The sequence below is a fragment of the Vibrio tapetis subsp. tapetis genome (assembly GCF_900233005.1).
Classification (GTDB): domain Bacteria; phylum Pseudomonadota; class Gammaproteobacteria; order Enterobacterales; family Vibrionaceae; genus Vibrio; species Vibrio tapetis.
Map to the genome: position 1 here is coordinate 30,970 of NZ_LT960611.1, position 17,421 is coordinate 48,390.

The window sequence follows — 17,421 nt, forward strand, 5'->3', positions numbered from 1 at the left end:
CCTTATAAAAAAGCCCTCATAGGAGGGCTGAAATTGTATCTGGAATTTGGCTTGGTGAGCAGACTCTTATTTGTTTATGCCTACCCAGTTCACCTTTTTCGATATCAATGTGACCTTTTGCCACTTTGAATTGTTTCGCTAAATACTTAGTCAGATGGCTGTTGGCCTTACCATCGACCGGAGGTGCGGTAATCGCGATTTTTATTTCATCACCATGGAGGCCAACAATTTGGTCACGACTTGCCTTAGGTTGAATATAGAGGCGAAGCACGAGGTCTTCGCCATCTTGTTTCACCGCATTGAGCACTACAGTTGGTACCACATTTGGCCAATCAAATCGCCCATCAAGAAGTTCGCGAATTGAAGCACAATAAACAGAACCAGTACGCTTAAATCAAAACCGCCCATTGCCGGCAGTATACGACGAATTGGCGCTAACATAGGTTCAGTTAATTGATGGAATACGTATTCAATTGGGCTACGGCCTTGGCTAACCCAGCTTAAAATTGCACGCAGTAAAAGTACCCAAAACAGCAGGCCACCAGCAGCTTTAAGCAATGATAAGAAACCAAGGAATAGGAATCCGATATCAAAAGCAAAGTTACCACCGGAAGAAATGGCGACGATCGCAATAAACTTAAGGACACACAACAAGTAAGCAAACAAAATGGTGGCGAGATCTAGGCTACCAATCGATGGGATCACTCGGCGTAGTGGTGCAACAACGGGCTGGGTTGCTTTGACGATAAATTGTGAGAATGGATTGTAAAAATCAGCGCGAGCGACTTGTAGCCAAATGCGCAAGATCACCACCATGATGTAGAGATCAAACAGTGTTGATACTAAAAAGTGCATTGAATTCATTTTTTACCCTTTTGGTTTAAAATAGTTTTTCCATCTCTTGTGCGCGTGTAACTGCAGCACGCATTGCTTTTGAGACAATATCAGAAAGCTGGTGTTCATTAAAAGTTCGCAATGCTTCGGCGGTTGTGCCCCCTTTTGAGGTGACTTGTTCGCGAAGCGTTGATAATTCAGTGTCGGGGTTTGCTATCACGAGTTCAGCCGCACCAATTGCAGATTGTTGAACCAGTAAGCGTGCTGTTTGTGCATCAAAACCTTGTGCGATCGCTTCAGTTTGCATCGCCTCCATAAACAGGAAGAAATAAGCAGGTGCGCTGCCAGCGGCGGCAATGATGTTATTGATGGCAGATTCTTGCTCAACCCAGCAAACTTCTCCTACTGCAGACAATAATTGTTCAGAGAAGAGTTTGTCTTGATCCGATACGCTGTCCATCGCGTAGAGCCCACTCATGCCTTGGCCGACCAAAGACGGGGTATTTGGCATCACGCGGATTAGGTTTAGCTTACTGCTTAGCATTTCTTCAATACGCTTTGAAGTGATGCCCGCAGCAATAGAAATCACCAGTTTGGTGCTGTAATCATGCTCGGAGAGATCGGCACAGACCATTTCCATCAATTGTGGTTTTACCGACAAGACCACCACATCGGCCAATGATACGGCGAGGTTATTATCGCTGGTGGTATTGATGTGATATTGCTGCGCCAGCCCATCAAGATTATTGCGGCTTGGAGCCGTCGCCGTAATGCAATCGGCTGGGTAGCCACTGGCAACCAGCCCGGCAATGATTGAACGCGCCATATTCCCTGCGCCGATAAAAGCAATGTGCTTATGTTCCATGATACTTCCTCACCAAAATACGGTTGTTTCTTTCTGTTTTTTAAACCAGCCTGCTTCAGCCTTTAGCCCCATAATCTCGAGCCCCAAAGATGGCTGTGCCAATTCTTACCATGGTGCTGCCTGCTTCAACTGCGGCTTCCATGTCACCACTCATTCCCATCGACAGCGTGTCTACCGTCGGGTATTGCTTGGCGAGTTCGTCTTTCAAAGCGGCCAGTTGTTGGAATGCAGCTAGCTGATCTGAATATTCGCTGACGTTGGCAGGAATTGACATCAATCCTCTTAATGTGAGGTTTGGCAGAGCATTTATCAACTCAGCCAAAGCAAATACTTGCTCGTTATCGGTGCCAGATTTACTGGTTTCTCCACTGGTATTCACTTGTATCAATACCTGCAGCGGTAACATGTTTTCTGGGCGTTGATCACTCAAGCGTTGTGCGATCTTGGCGCGATCAACGGAATGTACCCAATTAAAATGCTCGGCAATAGGACGAGTTTTATTTGATTGAATAGGGCCAATAAAGTGCCATTCTATGTCACTATTACTATAGTGTTCTAAGAAATAATTAACTTTATCAACACCTTCTTGAACATAATTTTCGCCGAAAGTGCGCTGACCAGCTTCGAGAGCATTTGCGACTGCTTCGATAGGCTTAGTCTTACTTACTGCCAAAAGTTGCACCGAATCCGATGCTCGACCACACTTTTGTTCAAGAAGACGAATTTGTGCGGTGATCTGCTGAATGTTTTGTTGAATACTACACATAATTGACTTTATTAAGGATTATAAATGGATATCACTGAGTTATTGGATTTTAGTGTAAAGCATAATGCATCAGATCTACATCTTTCTGCGGGTGTTCCTCCAATGGTTCGCGTAGATGGCGATGTACGAAAGCTCGGAGTGCCTGCATTTAGTCATAGCGATGTGCATAAAATGGTGTTCGACATTATGAACGATGCGCAACGTGCCGAGTTTGAAGAAAAGCTAGAAACGGATTTTTCATTTGAACTGCCTAATGTGGGGCGATTCCGTGTTAATGCTTTTAATCAGTCCCGTGGTTGTTCTGCTGTGTTTCGAACCATCCCGACCACGGTGCCGACATTAGACCAAATATCCGCTCCTGATATTTTTACCCAGATCTCCAATTACGAAAAAGGCCTTGTTCTTGTGACGGGTCCTACCGGATCGGGTAAATCAACGACCCTTGCAGCCATGGTTGATTATGTTAATCGCAATCACAACAAACACATTTTAACGATTGAAGACCCGATTGAATTTGTTCATGAAAGCCAAAAATGCTTGATTAACCAACGTGAAGTTCACCGAGATACCCATAGCTTTAGTGCGGCACTGCGTTCTGCTTTACGTGAAGATCCTGATGTTATTCTGGTGGGCGAGTTACGAGACAAAGAAACCATTAGCCTTGCGTTAACGGCGGCAGAAACGGGTCACTTAGTGTTTGGTACGCTACACACCAGCAGCGCGGCAAAAACAGTAGACAGAATCATTGATGTTTTCCCAGGTGCAGATAAAGACATGGTGCGTTCTATGTTATCTGAGTCTTTGCGTGCGGTTATTTCTCAGAAGTTACTTAAACGCCTGGGTGGCGGGCGCGTTGCCTGTCATGAAATCATGCTGGCTACTCCCGCAATTCGTAACCTTATTAGAGAAGACAAAGTCGCGCAGATGTATTCTGTTATTCAAACGGGCGCGGCAATGGGGATGCAAACGACAGAGCAACACGCAAGGCAATTGATAGCGCAAGGTGCGGTTGACCCACAAGAAGTGGCTGACAAGCTTGAATCGAATAACTTAGGCTTTTAGGGGGCGTTATGGGATTAACTGAAATCTTGGCGCAAATGGTGTCTCAGCAAGCTTCGGATATTTACATCACCGTGGGTTCACCTTGTTTACTGCGTATTGATGGTGAGATGCAACCTTTAGGTGAGTCGTTAACCGAGCACCAAGTTCACGCGCTGTTAAATAGCAGCATGGATGAAGTCCGTCATGGTGAGTATTTGCGTGATAAAGAAGCAAACTTTGCCATTGTGAGGGACAGCGGCCGATTTCGTGTGAGTGCTTTTTTTCAGCGTGAATTACCGGGTGCGGTGATCCGACGCATTGAAACCCAGATCCCAACTTTTTCTGAACTAAGCTTGCCTGATATTTTACAGGACATGTCGATTGCCAAGCGAGGCTTGGTGTTGGTTGTTGGTGCTACAGGATCGGGTAAATCGACGACACTTGCCGCCATGACAGGGTTTCGTAATCAGCAGCGCAGTGGTCATATTCTGACGGTAGAAGATCCCATAGAGTTTGTGCATCAACATGGCAAGTGCATTGTCACTCAGCGTGAAGTTGGTCTTGATACTGACAGTTATGAAATTGCATTGAAGAATTCATTAAGACAAGCGCCTGATATGATTTTGATCGGAGAGATCCGCTCAAGAGATACGATGCAATATGCCATGACCTTTGCCGAAACGGGGCACCTTTGTATGGCGACTTTGCATGCTAATAACGCGAATCAGGCGATCGAGCGGATCTTACATTTAGTACCCAAAGAGCAAAAAGAGCAGTTTTTGTTTGATCTATCGATGAACTTACGTGGTGTTGTCGCTCAACAGTTGATCCGAGATAAAAACGGAAAAGGCCGTCACGGTGTGTTTGAAATTCTGTTAAATACCCCAAGAGTCTCAGAGTTGATCCGTCGTGGTGATCTTCATGAACTGAAGAGTACCATGGCCAAATCAAATGAAGCGGGTATGAAAACGTTCGATCAAAGCTTATACGATCTGGTGATTGCGGATAAGATCACCGAAGAAGATGCAATGCACGCTGCAGACTCTGCTAACGACCTACGCTTAATGCTCAAAACAAAACGTGGTGATAGTTTTGGTGGTGGTGCATTGGATGGTGTGCAGATAGATATGGGGTAGGGGCGGAAATGCGAAGTACTAAATACTAAGTACTAAGTACTAAGAGCGAAGTAAAGAGCGAAGTAACATGTTGATGCGACTTCGCCTTTAGAGCTTCGCTTTTAGTACCTCGCTTTTAGTACTTCACTTTCAGCACTTCGCCTTTAGTACTGCGACTCAAACCAACTTTCTAAAATCACCACCGCTGACTGGCAATCCACGTTGCCTTTGGTGAGTGCTTTGTAGCCACCCATTTCAAATAAGCTTGAACGGGCTTCGGCGGTAGAGAGTCTTTCATCGTGCAGCTCTATATCTACGCCAAAGCGCCCCTTAAGACGATTAGCGAACTTTTTGGCTCGTGGTGCAATGGTTTCTAAATCTTTGCCGTGAAGGTCGGTAGGTAAGCCTACAACCACTAGATCAGGTTGCCATTCTTTGATTTGTGCTTCGATTAATTCCCAGCTAGGAATCCCATCTTTGGCTTTAAAGGCTTTTAGTGGGGTTGCCGTACCAGTAATTTCCTGGCCGATGGCACTGCCAATGCTCTTAGTGCCATAGTCAAAGGCCATAATCGTACGTGTAGTCATGATTCTCTCTTTAAAAAATAAGTTCTAAGTGCGAAAGACTAAAAGCGAAGTAAGTTCTAGGCTCTTATTTCGTTTTTAGTATTTTGCTTTTAGCACTGTGCTCTCAACCATGACCAACTTGAGAAGAAAGCTGAGCCACATCGATCCCCAGCATCTGCACTGCTTTTTCCCAGCGCTCTTGGATCGGTGTATTGAAAATGACATCCGGATCAGCTTCTATGGTTAGCCACGAGTTTTCGGCCAATTCTACTTCTAATTGACCCGCATCCCAACCTGAATATCCTAATGCGACCATGTAATTTAATGGTTCCGCTTCAGTGCCTAAAACCTCAAGTATGTCTTTAGAGGTCGTAACAGAAAGTGCATTGGTCATATTGATGCTAGATTGGTATTCATCTTTAGGGTTGTGCAAGATAAAACCACGATCTTCTGAAACCGGTCCCCCGTTGAAGACTGGCTCTTGGAGACTATGTTGATTGAGCATTGGGTGGACAGAGGTGGGTAAATCGACCTGTTCTAACATGGTACCAATGGAGATATCAATTGGGGAGTTAATGACAATACCCATTGCGCCTTCATCATTGTGTTCACACAAATAGATAACGGAGCGTTGAAAGAAGGGGTCTTGCATGCCTGGCATGGCAACCAGGAAATGGTTCGCTAGATTCATAATCTCTCCTAGAGTGGGAGCGGAATTAGCCGGCCAATGAGTTGACCGACTTAGACTGAAGGGCTAGGCGTTGATTTTCTTTTCAATGGCATCCATCAGTTTACCAGTGATAGATATATCGAAAGCACCTTCGATTTCGCGAATACAGGTTGGGCTGGTGACATTGATTTCAGTGAGCTTGTCGCCAATCACATCAAGGCCAACAAAAATTAGACCTTTCTCTTTAAGTGTAGGCGCTACCGCGTTGGCTATTGCTAAATCTGTTTCACTCAACGGGCGAACGACTCCGGTACCACCTGCTGCTAGGTTGCCACGAGTTTCACCTTCTGCAGGGATTCGCGCGAGACAGTAAGGCATGGCTTCGCCATCTACTACCAAGATACGTTTATCGCCATTGCTGATATCAGGTACAAAAGTTTGTGCCATCGCGTAAGTTTGACCATGGTTGGTCAAGGTTTCGATGATCACCGAAACGTTAGGGTCGTCTTTCTTGATACGGAAAATAGACGCGCCACCCATACCGTCAAGCGGTTTCAAAATAATATCGCCGTGTTGCTCTTTAAATGCTTTAATTCGTTCAGCTTTACGAGTAACAATTGTGGTTGGTGTTAGCTCTGGGAACCACGCAGTAAAGAGTTTTTCATTACAATCACGTAAGCTTTGAGGCTTGTTGACGATGAGAGCGCCATTTTCTTCTGCACGTTCTAAAATGTAGGTCGCGTATATGTATTCGGTATCAAATGGTGGATCTTTACGCATCAATACGGCATCAAGTTCAGACAGTTCGATGGTTTGCTCTGACTTAAATTCGTACCAGCCATTGGGATCTTCTTTTAAGCTGACGACTTTTGTATCGGCAATTGCGACACCTTGCTCTAGATGAAGATCATTCATTTCCATATAGTGGATTTCCCATCCACGACGTTGTGCTTCCAGCATCATGGCAAAGCTAGAATCTTTTTTGATATTGATGGATGAAATTGGGTCCATCACGATGCCAAGTTTTATCATTGATCTTCTCCGATTATCCAAGATCGCCAAAGCGAACCTGTAAAGCTGTGATTGCCGTGAGTGCTGCTGTTTCAGTTCTTAACACTCTTGGGCCTAATAAGGTTTCTTCAAATTTGTACTTCTCAGTCATCGAAATTTCTTCAGATGACAAGCCACCTTCAGGTCCAATTAATAAACGTACACGTTCAACTGGCGCTGGTAAGGTGTTAATTGAGTACTTTGCCCGAGGGTGCAAGTTTAACTTGAGTGCGTCACTTTGTTCTGCGCACCACTGCTCAAGTTGCATAATAGGGCGAATCACGGGTACGGTATTACGTCCGGACTGTTCGCATGCTGCGATGGCGATTTTCTGCCATTGAGCCAGTTTTTTCTCAAAACGTTTTTGATCTAGCTTAACGCCACATCGCTCAGAAATCAGCGGGGTGATGGTGTTTACACCTAGCTCTACTGACTTTTGAATCGTGAATTCCATTTTGTCGCCACGAGACATAACCTGACCTAAGTGCAGATTCAGAGGGGATTCAATACTTTTACTGATCTTTTCTACAACAGAAACGGTCACTGATTTTTTAGTCACTTCAGTGATGGAGGCTGGATACTCATGATCTGTGCCGTCAAAAAGTAGTATTTCTTGACCTGCTTTCATTCGTAATACGCGGCCCACATGACCGGCTGCGTCTTCATCTAGCGCGAGCTCACCCAGTTGGGTGATGGCTTCGGGATGGTAAATTCGAGGAACTCTCACGGTGGCAGTCCTATAGATTAAATGCTTTTGCTTAACATGGATGCTTAAAGGATAAAAAACAAGTGTGATGAATGACTTTCGTTAGTTATAGGCGCACTCTTGAGTGACAAATGGATTATCATTGCCTTGAATACCCTTAATTCGTTGATTGCGGGTGCATTCCCATTCATCGACGGGATACTGTTTATGCCAAACAAGCATGAGCTGCTGCTCTGACTTTGATAGCTTTAGTCCATATTCTTGGCTCATGTACAGGTAGGTTCGCGCAATAGACCCACGAGCACGATCTGGCGGCATCACTTTCCGTTGCTTGAAATTGACCTGCATTTCACACATGCCGTAACTGACACCATCAATACCATTCCACTGGCTAAAGCGGTAATTAGAGCGGTCTCCATTGACTTCGCCTACAGTGGGAGTGAGGTTGTGCAAGTCGGCTTCCATTGCTTTAAATGCTTTGTCGTTGCGGGTGCAGTTCTTACGACCCCCCTCTTGCCAGCATTGACGCTGATGGCCGAAGTTCCAAGCGGGCATAACGTGCTCCCATTCGATACGACTGGCTCTTTTTAGCTGCTTTCGTACCTGATAACCACAGCTTTCTAAATCTGGTTTCCCTTTCTTACCTTGCCACGAAATGTCACAACCACAATAGAAGCTGGTGGGGTGGTCAAAGTAGATCTTAATGGCTTCTTTTTTTGCCTTGCTGAATGAACTCGGCGGTGCTGAAAATGCAGAGATGGAAAAAAGGGCTGTAAAAATAAGTGAATAGCGAAACAACATACTTGGTGGCTTATCTTATTAATGTAATTATCAGTGTAGCAAGATATTGATAATTATATTAGTGCCAAGATATTAAGTAAGCTGGATGCCAGTGAAAGTCAGTACTTGCTTACATTTAGTGCAGCTGTATTGCATTTGACGGCGAATCACTTTGTTGTGCCGACGAACGGTGAGTGCGTGCTCACTACAGAGGCACTGATAAGCAAAAGTTTTACCCTGTACGGATTGGGTCGAAAATTGGTGAGTGGTGCTAGGGGCGACGTTGAAAGCATGGCTCATGACATATTGCCATTCTTTCCCATGAGGCTTTACTCGCCCATAGAGTTGAAACGTGAGTAAATGTGCCACTTCATGTGGTATGACTTCGTTGATAAAGTCTTGTTGGTTTTCCACAAAAAGGACTGGATTCAGGCGAATCTCATTACGTTGTAAATAGGCTTTTCCTGCCACTTTTCCGCGCACATTAAAATTGAGCGTGGGGGAAGGAAACGTTCGCTTAAACGTTGTTTTTGCTTGAGCTAAGCATTGCGCTATTTTCTTTTTTGCGGCGTACTCTAATTCTATATTGACCACATTGCCTCGGTTAAAGCGCTGTATTTAAAACGCCTCGATTATTAATAATCGAGGCGAATAGTAGCACTAAACTTGGCTTATGGATGATGCTTTTTCTTGATGGTTTCATGGTAAGCATGCCATGTGCCGTAACCTAGGATAGGCATGGTGAACAGCATACCTATGCCGTAAGTCGCGAAACCAATTAAGATACCGCCGCAGATAATAAAGCCCCATACAATCATGGTGGGGATATTATTTTTGACGGCATTAAAGCTGGTGAAGACCGCTGTCATCATATCCACGCGACGTTCCATCATCAGTGGAATAGAAAATGCAGAAATACTAAATATGACACAGGCGATGATACCCCCAACAATAGAACCTACCAGTAAAAATGGTAAAAAGTCCGATAATGGAGCGCCTTGCACTGAAGGATAAAGTGCATGGAGTAAGGCGGCAATTCTCATCCAAAAGATCATGGCTACGGCGAGTAATACTGCAAATGCCCATTGTGAAGAGGAGTTGCGTTGAATGGCTTTCATTGAGTGGAATAAGCTAACGGGCTGGCCTTTTTCTCTAGCCCAGCTGGCATCATAAAGTCCGAGGGCTAAAAAAGGGCCAATCAACATATAGACAACAAGGCTAGGCATCACAACAAGGTGTGTGCCTTGCCATTGCACAAGTAGCACGATGCCAACTGCGGCGGCCATAAAGCAGAGCCCATAAAAAGCACTGATGAGTGGCATGCGAACAAAATCGTTTAGGCCTAATGCTAGCCAATGAAAAGGAGCTGAAATACTCAGCTTGTTACAAGGGACGGTTCGGGCGTACAAATGATCCGGTACTTCGTTTTGCTTGCCGGATGCGTCTGACGGGTTAATCGTACGAGGCATATATCCTCCTTGATCGATTCTCGTTTTCGCTGGTGCAATTCCAGCGACCAATTAAGATGAACAATGACGAAATACCACGACGCTGTGCATCAAATTATCCAACAACACTCACATACTGCAATTGGGATTGTTGTTAATACATTGTTAACTATTGACGCTGTTTCATTAAAATACAAATGTTACCACCAGCAATTCTCACATAAAAAAAGCCCCTGCATAATGCAAGGGCTTGTATTTACTAGTGAATACTATAGAGAATTATTTAATTCCAGCAAACTCACGTAGGATGCTTGCTTTGTCAGTCGCTTCCCAAGGGAACTCTTCACGACCAAAGTGACCGTAAGCAGCCGTCTTTTTGTAGATAGGCTGAAGTAGGTTCAGCATTTCTTGCAGACCGTATGGGCGTAAATCGAAGTTTTGACGAACCGCTTCAATGATGATGTCGTGAGATACTTTTTCAGTACCGAACGTTTCAACCATGATAGACGTTGGATCAGCAACACCGATTGCGTAAGACAATTGAATCTCACAACGGTCAGCCATGCCAGCAGCAACAATGTTTTTTGCTACATAACGTGCAGCGTAGGCTGCAGAACGGTCAACTTTTGAAGGATCTTTACCTGAGAATGCACCGCCACCGTGACGAGCTGCACCACCGTAGGTATCAACGATGATCTTACGACCCGTTAGACCACAGTCACCCATAGGGCCACCGATAACAAAACGACCGGTTGGGTTGATAAAGAAATTTGTGTCTTTATTTAGCCACTCTGCAGGAAGTACCGGTTTGATGATTTCTTCCATTACCGCTTCACGAAGATCAGATGTTGAAACTGACTCTGAGTGTTGAGTAGAAAGTACAACAGCATCAATACCAACAATCTTACCTTGGTCGTATTGGAATGTTACTTGGGATTTAGCGTCTGGACGTAGGAAGTCCAGTTTGCCGCTCTTACGAACTTCCGCTTGTTTTTGAACAAGTAGATGAGAGTAAGTAATTGGAGCTGGCATCAAAATTGGTGTTTCGTTGGTTGCGTAACCAAACATAATACCTTGGTCACCAGCGCCCTGTTCTTTAGGGTCTGCTTTATCAACGCCTTGGTTGATGTCTGGAGACTGCTTACCAATGGTGTTCAGTACAGCACAAGAATCGGCATCGAAGCCCATGTCTGAGTGTACGTAACCAATTTCACGAACGGTTTCACGGGTGATTTCTTCGATATCAACCCACGCTGAAGTGGTCACTTCACCGCCAACCATGACCATGCCGGTTTTTACGTAAGTTTCACAAGCAACACGTGCTTTTGGATCCTGTTCGATGATGGCATCAAGTACAGCATCTGAAATTTGATCGGCGATTTTATCTGGGTGGCCTTCTGATACAGATTCAGAAGTAAATAGGTGCTTAGCCATGAGCGCTCCAATATTTCTTTTTAAAAAGAACAGGCATGCACCAAAAAAGCAGACCTATTCGCAAATTAGACGGTATAAACTGTAGGTGTATCTACATCTAGACGTCTATTCTAATTTGAACCGACCGAATTACAAGTGAAATTTTGTTCACACACAAGCCAATCGATTGCGTTTTTGACCTATTAAATTCAATTAGTTCGACAACATGTTAGAAAATAGTAGCAAAAATCACCAATTTCCCCAGTAAATCGTTTGCAGTGCTAGGGGGGCTTTGAGACAATACGCGCCGCCGAATTTGGTTATTCGGCGCCCTAATCCTTATTTTTTTATTCGCTTATGCACTCAGGAGCGTAAATGTCTTCTCGTAACCTTACTTCTAATAAAGAACTCGCTAATGCTATCCGTGCGTTGAGCATGGATGGTGTTCAACAAGCTAATTCAGGTCACCCAGGTGCTCCAATGGGCATGGCTGATATCGCTGAAGTTCTTTGGCGTTCTCATCTAAATCATAACCCACAAAATCCAGAGTGGGCCGATCGCGACCGTTTTATCTTGTCTAACGGTCACGGTTCAATGTTGATCTATTCTTTACTGCACCTTTCTGGTTACGATCTTTCAATTGATGATTTGAAAAATTTCCGTCAATTGCACTCAAAAACTCCGGGTCACCCAGAGTATGGTTATGCGCCGGGCGTTGAAACGACAACAGGTCCACTAGGCCAAGGCATCACCAATGGTGTTGGCATGGCAATGGCTGAAAAAGCACTAGCGGCTCAGTTTAACCGTGAAGGCCACGAAATCGTTGACCACAACACATATGTATTTATGGGTGATGGTTGTTTGATGGAAGGTATCTCTCATGAAGCATGTTCTCTTGCGGGTACTTTAGGTCTCGGTAAGCTTGTCGCTTTCTGGGATGACAACGGCATCTCTATCGACGGTGAAGTAGAAGGTTGGTTCTCTGATGACACGCCTAAGCGTTTCGAAGCTTACGGTTGGCATGTTATTCCAGCAGTAGACGGCCATGATCCTGAAGCAATCAATGCTGCAATCATTGCGGCTAAAGCTGATCCGCGTCCTACGCTTATCTGTACTAAAACAGTTATCGGCTTTGGTTCTCCAAATAAAGCGGGTACGCACGACTGTCACGGTGCTCCACTAGGTGCTGACGAAATCGCAGCAACTAAAGCGGCATTAGGTTGGGAACACGGTCCTTTCGAAATCCCTGCTGATGTCTACGGCCAATGGGATGCGAAAGAAGCGGGTACTGCTAAAGAAGCGGCTTGGAACGAGAAGTTTGAAGCATACGCGGCAGCATTCCCTGCAGAAGCGGCTGAGCTTAAGCGTCGTCTAAACGGTGACCTTCCTGCGCAGTGGGAAGAGAAAACAACTCAAATCATCGCTGACCTTCAAGCTAACCCAGCGAACATTGCTTCACGTAAAGCGTCTCAAAATGCACTAGAAGCATTTGGTGCGATGCTACCAGAATTCATGGGCGGCTCTGCTGACCTTGCGCCTTCTAACCTAACCATGTGGTCTGGTTCTAAGTCGCTAACTGCTGATGACTTCTCTGGTAACTACATCCATTACGGTGTTCGTGAATTCGGTATGACGGCTATCATGAACGGTATTGCTTTGCACGGTGGTTTCGTACCATACGGCGCAACATTCCTAATGTTCATGGAGTACGCTCGTAACGCAATGCGCATGGCTGCTCTGATGAAAACTCAGAATATCCAAGTGTACACGCACGATTCAATCGGCCTAGGTGAAGATGGTCCAACTCACCAACCTGTTGAGCAAATCGCTTCTCTACGTGTTACTCCAAACATGAGCACATGGCGTCCATGTGACCAAGTTGAATCTGCAGTTGCATGGAAACTGGCCATTGAGCGTAAAGATGGCCCTACGGCACTTATCTTCTCTCGTCAGAACCTTGCACAGCAAGCGCGTGACGCAGAGCAAGTAGCAAGCATTGCTAAGGGTGCTTACATCCTAAAAGACAGCGCTGAGAAACCAGAGCTTATCTTGATTGCTACTGGCTCAGAGGTTGAACTTGCTGTTGCTGCACACGCAGAACTTACGGCGCAAGGTAAGCAAGTACGTGTTGTTTCAATGCCATCTACCGATGCATTCGATAAGCAAGACGCAGCTTACCGCGAAGCGGTTCTACCGTCAGACGTAACCGCTCGTATCGCTGTAGAAGCAGGTATTGCTGATTACTGGTACAAGTACGTTGGCCTAGACGGTCGTATCATCGGTATGACAACATTTGGCGAATCTGCACCAGCAGGTGAACTATTCAAAATGTTCGGCTTTACAGTTGAGAACGTCGTTGAAACAGCGCAAGAGCTTCTAGCTTAATCGCTATATTTTTTTCCTTATTGGAAATGAATATCAGATAAAATTAAACCGAGTCCAAGTGGCTCGGTTTTTTTATAACTTGACGGGCGTATCATAAATCCCCAACTCTATTGCGAGCTAAATCACTCTTTCAGTGCGGTTCAATAAGCAATCAGTTAATATCTGGCCGTTCTATGAAGATAAGGAAGACAGGGCATATGCTAAAAATAGCCATTAATGGTTTTGGTCGTATTGGCCGAAATGTATTGCGTGCCGTATACGAAAGTGGCAAAAATCATCAAATAAAAATTGTGGCGGTCAATGAGCTTGCCCAGCCAGAAGCCATGGCGCATTTGTTGCAGTACGATACTTCTCACGGACGCTTCTATAAAAAAATCTCTCACGATCAAGAACACTTATTTGTAGAACACGACAATGGCGAAAGAGATTCAGTTCGTATTTTACATTTAGAAGATATCGATTTACTGCCGTGGCAAGATCTAGATGTTGATATCGTTCTAGACTGTACTGGCGTATATGGCTGCCAAGAAGACGGACAACGTCATATTGCTGCAGGGGCTAAAAAAGTTATTTTCTCCCATCCCGGCGCGACCGATTTGGATAACACCATCATTTATGGTGTTAACCATGAAACGCTTAAGCCTGAACATAACGTCATTTCTAATGGATCTTGTACGACTAACTGCATCGTCCCTATCATAAAGGTGCTCGATGATGCCTTTACGATTGAGTCTGGCACCATCACCACGATCCACTCTTCTATGAATGATCAACAGGTTATCGACGCCTATCATCCTGATCTACGCCGTACCCGTGCTGCAAGTCAATCTATCATCCCTGTTGATACCAAGTTACATGTGGGGATTGAACGAATCTTTCCGAAATTTTCCAACAAATTCGAAGCGATTTCAGTGCGCGTACCGACAGTGAACGTTACAGCAATGGATTTAAGTGTAACTGTTGCAACAAAAGTGAAAGTTAATGACGTAAATCAAACCATAACTGACGCTTCTAGGTGTACATTACATAACATTGTTGATTATACTGAAGCACCGCTTGTTTCCATCGATTTTAATCATGATCAACATAGTGCGATAGTAGACGGCACTCAAACCCGTGTAAGCAACGGGCATCTGATTAAAATGTTAGTATGGTGTGACAATGAGTGGGGCTTTGCCAATCGTATGTTGGATACTGCGTTGGTAATGCATTCGCTTAAATAAGAGCGATGAGAAGGAACTTGGAAAAGATTTATTTTTCGCATTGAAATAAATCACTACCGCCCCAAGTTAAAACAGTAGTTAAAGAATTAATCGGCTTAGCATGATGCTGGGCTTTCAAAACTTTGTAATTTAACGTTGAGAGGACAAACAATGTCTGTAATCAAGATGACTGACCTGGAACTAGCAGGTAAACGCATTTTCATCCGTGCTGACCTAAACGTACCAGTGAAAGACGGTAAAGTAACTTCAGATGCACGTATTCTTGCATCACTACCAACTATCAAAATGTGCCTAGAAGCTGGCGCAAAAGTAATGGTTACTTCTCACCTTGGTCGTCCTACTGAAGGCGAATACAACGAAGAGTTCTCTCTAGCTCCTGTTGTTAATTACCTAAATGACGCACTAGATTGTGATGTTAAACTAGCAAAAGATTACCTAGACGGCCTAGAGCTGAACGCTGGTGAGCTAGTTGTTCTTGAAAACGTTCGCTTTAATAAAGGCGAGAAGAAGAACGAAGAAGCACTTTCTAAGCAATACGCTGCTCTTTGTGACATCTTCGTGATGGACGCATTTGGTACCGCTCACCGTGCTCAAGCGTCAACTCACGGTGTTGGTACAAACGCTCCTGTAGCGTGTGCTGGCCCTCTTCTTGCTGCAGAGCTTGAAGCACTAGGCAAAGCAATGGACAACCCAGCTCGCCCTCTAGTTGCGATTGTTGGTGGTTCTAAAGTTTCTACTAAGCTGACGGTTCTTGAGTCTCTTTCTAAAATTGCTGACCAACTTGTTGTTGGTGGTGGTATCGCAAACACGTTCATCGCTGCTGAAGGTCACAACGTAGGTAAGTCTTTATACGAAGCTGACCTAGTAGAGACCGCTAAAAAGCTAATGAAAGAGTGTGCAATTCCAGTAGCGACTGACGTTGCATGTGCAAAAGCATTTGATGAAAACGCAGAAGCTGAAATCAAGCACGTTTCTGAAGTTCAAGACGACGATATGATCTTCGATCTTGGTCCAGATTCAACAGCGGCGCTTGCTGAAATCATCGGCAATGCAAAAACGATTCTTTGGAACGGCCCTGTAGGTGTATTTGAATTCAAAAACTTTGAAGCCGGTACCGCGGGTATTTCTAAAGCTATCGCAGATTCTGAAGGATTCTCTGTTGCTGGTGGCGGTGATACGCTTGCAGCGATCGACAAGTTTGGTATCAAAGCAGACGTTTCTTACATCTCTACAGGTGGCGGCGCTTTCCTTGAATTCGTTGAAGGTAAAGTACTTCCAGCGGTTGCGATGCTAGAAGAGCGTGCGAAAGCATAATGATTTTATAAGCGGGAAATAATTTTCCCGCTTTCTCGTTTGCTGCGACGCATTATTTATTGATACAATGCGGCCCGTTGTGAGCAAACGATTGCAAATTTTATTTTAATACGACAGAAAATAGGATTATTTCCATGTCTAAGATCTTCGATTTTGTAAAACCTGGTGTGATTTCTGGCGATGACGTGCAGAAAGTATTTGAAGTAGCAAAAGAAAACAAATTTGCACTTCCTGCTGTAAACGTTGTTAACACTGACACTATCAACGGTGTTTTAGAAGCGGCTTCTAAAGTTAAAGCTCCAGTTGTTGTTCAGTTCTCTAACGGCGGCGCTGGTTTCTTTGCTGGTAAAGGCATGAAACTTGACGGTCAAGGTGCACAAATCCTTGGTGCTGTTGCTGGTGCTAAATACGTACACGCTGTTGCTGCTTCTTACGGCGTTCCTGTGATTCTTCACACGGACCACGCAGCTAAGAAATTGCTTCCTTGGATCGACGGTCTTCTAGACGCAGGTGAAGAGTTCTTCGCTGAAACTGGCAAGCCTCTTTTCTCTTCTCACATGATTGACCTTTCTGAAGAGTCTCTAGAAGAAAACATCGAAATCTGTGGCCAATACCTTGAGCGTATGGCTAAGATGGGCATGACTCTAGAAATCGAACTAGGTTGTACTGGTGGTGAAGAAGACGGCGTAGATAACTCTGATATGGACGCATCTGAGCTTTACACATCTCCTGAAGACGTTGCATACGCATACGAGAAACTAAGCGCTATCAGCCCTCGTTTCACTATCGCTGCATCTTTCGGTAACGTACACGGTGTTTACCAAGCGGGTAACGTTGTACTTACTCCTACGATTCTTCGTGATTCTCAAGCACATTGTGCTGAGAAGTTTGGTATTGCTGCAAACGCACTTAACTTCGTATTCCACGGTGGTTCTGGTTCTTCTGAAGCAGAAATCCAAGAGTCTATCGGCTACGGTGTTATCAAAATGAACATCGATACTGATACTCAGTGGGCTTCATGGGATGGCGTTCGTACTTACGAAGCTGAAAACCGTGATTTCCTACAAGGTCAAATCGGTAACCCAACTGGCGAAGCTGCGCCAAACAAGAAGTACTACGATCCACGCGTATGGTTACGTGCTGGTCAAGCTTCTATGGTTACACGTCTTGAAAAAGCATTCTCTGACCTTAACGCAATCGACGTACTATAATTCGTCTTTCGCGATGAGTTAACGAAGCGTATTC

18 protein-coding genes are annotated in these 17,421 nt (G+C 44.7%); 6 read left to right on the forward strand and 12 right to left on the reverse strand.

The window, feature by feature from the left end:
- Positions 1-16: 16 nt before the first annotated feature.
- The 4 genes from yggU to VTAP4600_RS00205 are packed head-to-tail and all read right to left on the reverse strand — an operon-like array spanning position 17 to position 2,465.
- A complete protein-coding gene (yggU, locus tag VTAP4600_RS00190) occupies positions 17-307 on the reverse strand; it encodes a DUF167 family protein YggU (RefSeq protein ID WP_102520945.1) in 291 nt (96 codons plus the stop codon).
- On the reverse strand, positions 307-864 hold the full coding sequence (locus VTAP4600_RS00195) for a YggT family protein (RefSeq protein WP_102520946.1): 558 nt from the start codon (positions 862-864) through the stop codon (positions 307-309). Before VTAP4600_RS00195 ends, yggU begins: the two co-directional genes overlap by 1 nt.
- Before the next feature lie 16 nt (positions 865-880).
- Positions 881-1,699, reverse strand: a complete 819-nt coding sequence (proC, locus tag VTAP4600_RS00200) for a pyrroline-5-carboxylate reductase (RefSeq protein WP_102520947.1) — start codon at positions 1,697-1,699, stop codon at positions 881-883.
- Between the two features lie 55 nt (positions 1,700-1,754).
- Positions 1,755-2,465, reverse strand: a complete 711-nt coding sequence (locus VTAP4600_RS00205) for a YggS family pyridoxal phosphate-dependent enzyme (protein ID WP_102520948.1) — start codon at positions 2,463-2,465, stop codon at positions 1,755-1,757.
- A 24-nt stretch (positions 2,466-2,489) separates the two neighbouring features.
- On the opposite strand from VTAP4600_RS00205, the gene VTAP4600_RS00210 reads away from it, so the two are divergent.
- Positions 2,490-3,527: a type IV pilus twitching motility protein PilT gene (locus VTAP4600_RS00210; protein ID WP_102520949.1), complete on the forward strand. Its 1,038-nt coding sequence runs from the start codon at positions 2,490-2,492 to the stop codon at positions 3,525-3,527.
- A gap of 8 nt (positions 3,528-3,535) precedes the next feature.
- The gene (locus VTAP4600_RS00215) at positions 3,536-4,642 is read left to right on the forward strand and encodes a PilT/PilU family type 4a pilus ATPase (RefSeq protein WP_102520950.1); all 1,107 of its coding nucleotides are present in this window, start codon (positions 3,536-3,538) and stop codon (positions 4,640-4,642) included.
- 143 nt (positions 4,643-4,785) lie between these two features.
- Here VTAP4600_RS00215 and ruvX read toward each other — a convergent pair whose 3' ends face one another.
- The 8 genes from ruvX to metK form a co-directional block, all read right to left on the reverse strand.
- On the reverse strand, positions 4,786-5,208 hold the full coding sequence (gene ruvX / locus VTAP4600_RS00220) for a Holliday junction resolvase RuvX (protein WP_102520951.1): 423 nt from the start codon (positions 5,206-5,208) through the stop codon (positions 4,786-4,788).
- A gap of 103 nt (positions 5,209-5,311) precedes the next feature.
- Positions 5,312-5,878, reverse strand: a complete 567-nt coding sequence (locus VTAP4600_RS00225; RefSeq protein WP_102520952.1) for a YqgE/AlgH family protein — start codon at positions 5,876-5,878, stop codon at positions 5,312-5,314.
- A 63-nt stretch (positions 5,879-5,941) separates the two neighbouring features.
- Positions 5,942-6,889, reverse strand: coding sequence for a glutathione synthase (gene gshB, locus VTAP4600_RS00230; RefSeq protein ID WP_102520953.1), 948 nt, complete (start codon positions 6,887-6,889; stop codon positions 5,942-5,944).
- A 13-nt stretch (positions 6,890-6,902) separates the two neighbouring features.
- Entirely contained in the window at positions 6,903-7,634 is a 732-nt protein-coding gene (gene rsmE / locus VTAP4600_RS00235) for a 16S rRNA (uracil(1498)-N(3))-methyltransferase (RefSeq protein ID WP_102520954.1), read from the reverse strand.
- 81 nt (positions 7,635-7,715) lie between these two features.
- The gene (locus tag VTAP4600_RS00240; RefSeq protein WP_102520955.1) at positions 7,716-8,414 is read right to left on the reverse strand and encodes an endonuclease; all 699 of its coding nucleotides are present in this window, start codon (positions 8,412-8,414) and stop codon (positions 7,716-7,718) included.
- Between the two features lie 72 nt (positions 8,415-8,486).
- Positions 8,487-8,987: a SprT family zinc-dependent metalloprotease gene (locus VTAP4600_RS00245; protein WP_102520956.1), complete on the reverse strand. Its 501-nt coding sequence runs from the start codon at positions 8,985-8,987 to the stop codon at positions 8,487-8,489.
- Positions 8,988-9,064: 77 nt separating this feature from the next.
- Positions 9,065-9,862, reverse strand: a complete 798-nt coding sequence (locus VTAP4600_RS00250; protein ID WP_102520957.1) for a DUF2189 domain-containing protein — start codon at positions 9,860-9,862, stop codon at positions 9,065-9,067.
- Between the two features lie 258 nt (positions 9,863-10,120).
- On the reverse strand, positions 10,121-11,275 hold the full coding sequence (gene metK / locus VTAP4600_RS00255) for a methionine adenosyltransferase (RefSeq protein WP_102520958.1): 1,155 nt from the start codon (positions 11,273-11,275) through the stop codon (positions 10,121-10,123).
- A gap of 354 nt (positions 11,276-11,629) precedes the next feature.
- On the opposite strand from metK, the gene tkt reads away from it, so the two are divergent.
- From tkt to fbaA, 4 genes are all read left to right on the forward strand, one after another.
- Positions 11,630-13,639, forward strand: coding sequence for a transketolase (tkt, locus tag VTAP4600_RS00260; RefSeq protein WP_102520959.1), 2,010 nt, complete (start codon positions 11,630-11,632; stop codon positions 13,637-13,639).
- A gap of 197 nt (positions 13,640-13,836) precedes the next feature.
- Positions 13,837-14,862, forward strand: coding sequence for an erythrose-4-phosphate dehydrogenase (gene epd, locus VTAP4600_RS00265; protein ID WP_102520960.1), 1,026 nt, complete (start codon positions 13,837-13,839; stop codon positions 14,860-14,862).
- 150 nt (positions 14,863-15,012) lie between these two features.
- Positions 15,013-16,176: a phosphoglycerate kinase gene (locus tag VTAP4600_RS00270; RefSeq protein WP_102520961.1), complete on the forward strand. Its 1,164-nt coding sequence runs from the start codon at positions 15,013-15,015 to the stop codon at positions 16,174-16,176.
- Positions 16,177-16,310: 134 nt separating this feature from the next.
- Entirely contained in the window at positions 16,311-17,387 is a 1,077-nt protein-coding gene (gene fbaA, locus VTAP4600_RS00275) for a class II fructose-bisphosphate aldolase (RefSeq protein WP_102520962.1), read from the forward strand.
- The last annotated feature ends 34 nt before the right edge of the window (positions 17,388-17,421 follow it).

Coding starts and splice junctions, on each gene's coding strand:
- VTAP4600_RS00215 (WP_102520950.1), top strand. CDS start 3,536: ATGGGATTAACTGAAATCTTGGCGCAAATGGTGTCTCAGCAAGCTTCG.
- VTAP4600_RS00210 (WP_102520949.1), top strand. CDS start 2,490: ATGGATATCACTGAGTTATTGGATTTTAGTGTAAAGCATAATGCATCA.
- ruvX (WP_102520951.1), bottom strand. CDS start 5,208: ATGACTACACGTACGATTATGGCCTTTGACTATGGCACTAAGAGCATT.
- fbaA (WP_102520962.1), top strand. CDS start 16,311: ATGTCTAAGATCTTCGATTTTGTAAAACCTGGTGTGATTTCTGGCGAT.
- VTAP4600_RS00270 (WP_102520961.1), top strand. CDS start 15,013: ATGTCTGTAATCAAGATGACTGACCTGGAACTAGCAGGTAAACGCATT.
- proC (WP_102520947.1), bottom strand. CDS start 1,699: ATGGAACATAAGCACATTGCTTTTATCGGCGCAGGGAATATGGCGCGT.
- VTAP4600_RS00195 (WP_102520946.1), bottom strand. CDS start 864: ATGAATTCAATGCACTTTTTAGTATCAACACTGTTTGATCTCTACATC.
- VTAP4600_RS00205 (WP_102520948.1), bottom strand. CDS start 2,465: ATGTGTAGTATTCAACAAAACATTCAGCAGATCACCGCACAAATTCGT.
- VTAP4600_RS00240 (WP_102520955.1), bottom strand. CDS start 8,414: ATGTTGTTTCGCTATTCACTTATTTTTACAGCCCTTTTTTCCATCTCT.
- metK (WP_102520958.1), bottom strand. CDS start 11,275: ATGGCTAAGCACCTATTTACTTCTGAATCTGTATCAGAAGGCCACCCA.
- gshB (WP_102520953.1), bottom strand. CDS start 6,889: ATGATAAAACTTGGCATCGTGATGGACCCAATTTCATCCATCAATATC.
- tkt (WP_102520959.1), top strand. CDS start 11,630: ATGTCTTCTCGTAACCTTACTTCTAATAAAGAACTCGCTAATGCTATC.
- epd (WP_102520960.1), top strand. CDS start 13,837: ATGCTAAAAATAGCCATTAATGGTTTTGGTCGTATTGGCCGAAATGTA.
- VTAP4600_RS00250 (WP_102520957.1), bottom strand. CDS start 9,862: ATGCCTCGTACGATTAACCCGTCAGACGCATCCGGCAAGCAAAACGAA.
- VTAP4600_RS00225 (WP_102520952.1), bottom strand. CDS start 5,878: ATGAATCTAGCGAACCATTTCCTGGTTGCCATGCCAGGCATGCAAGAC.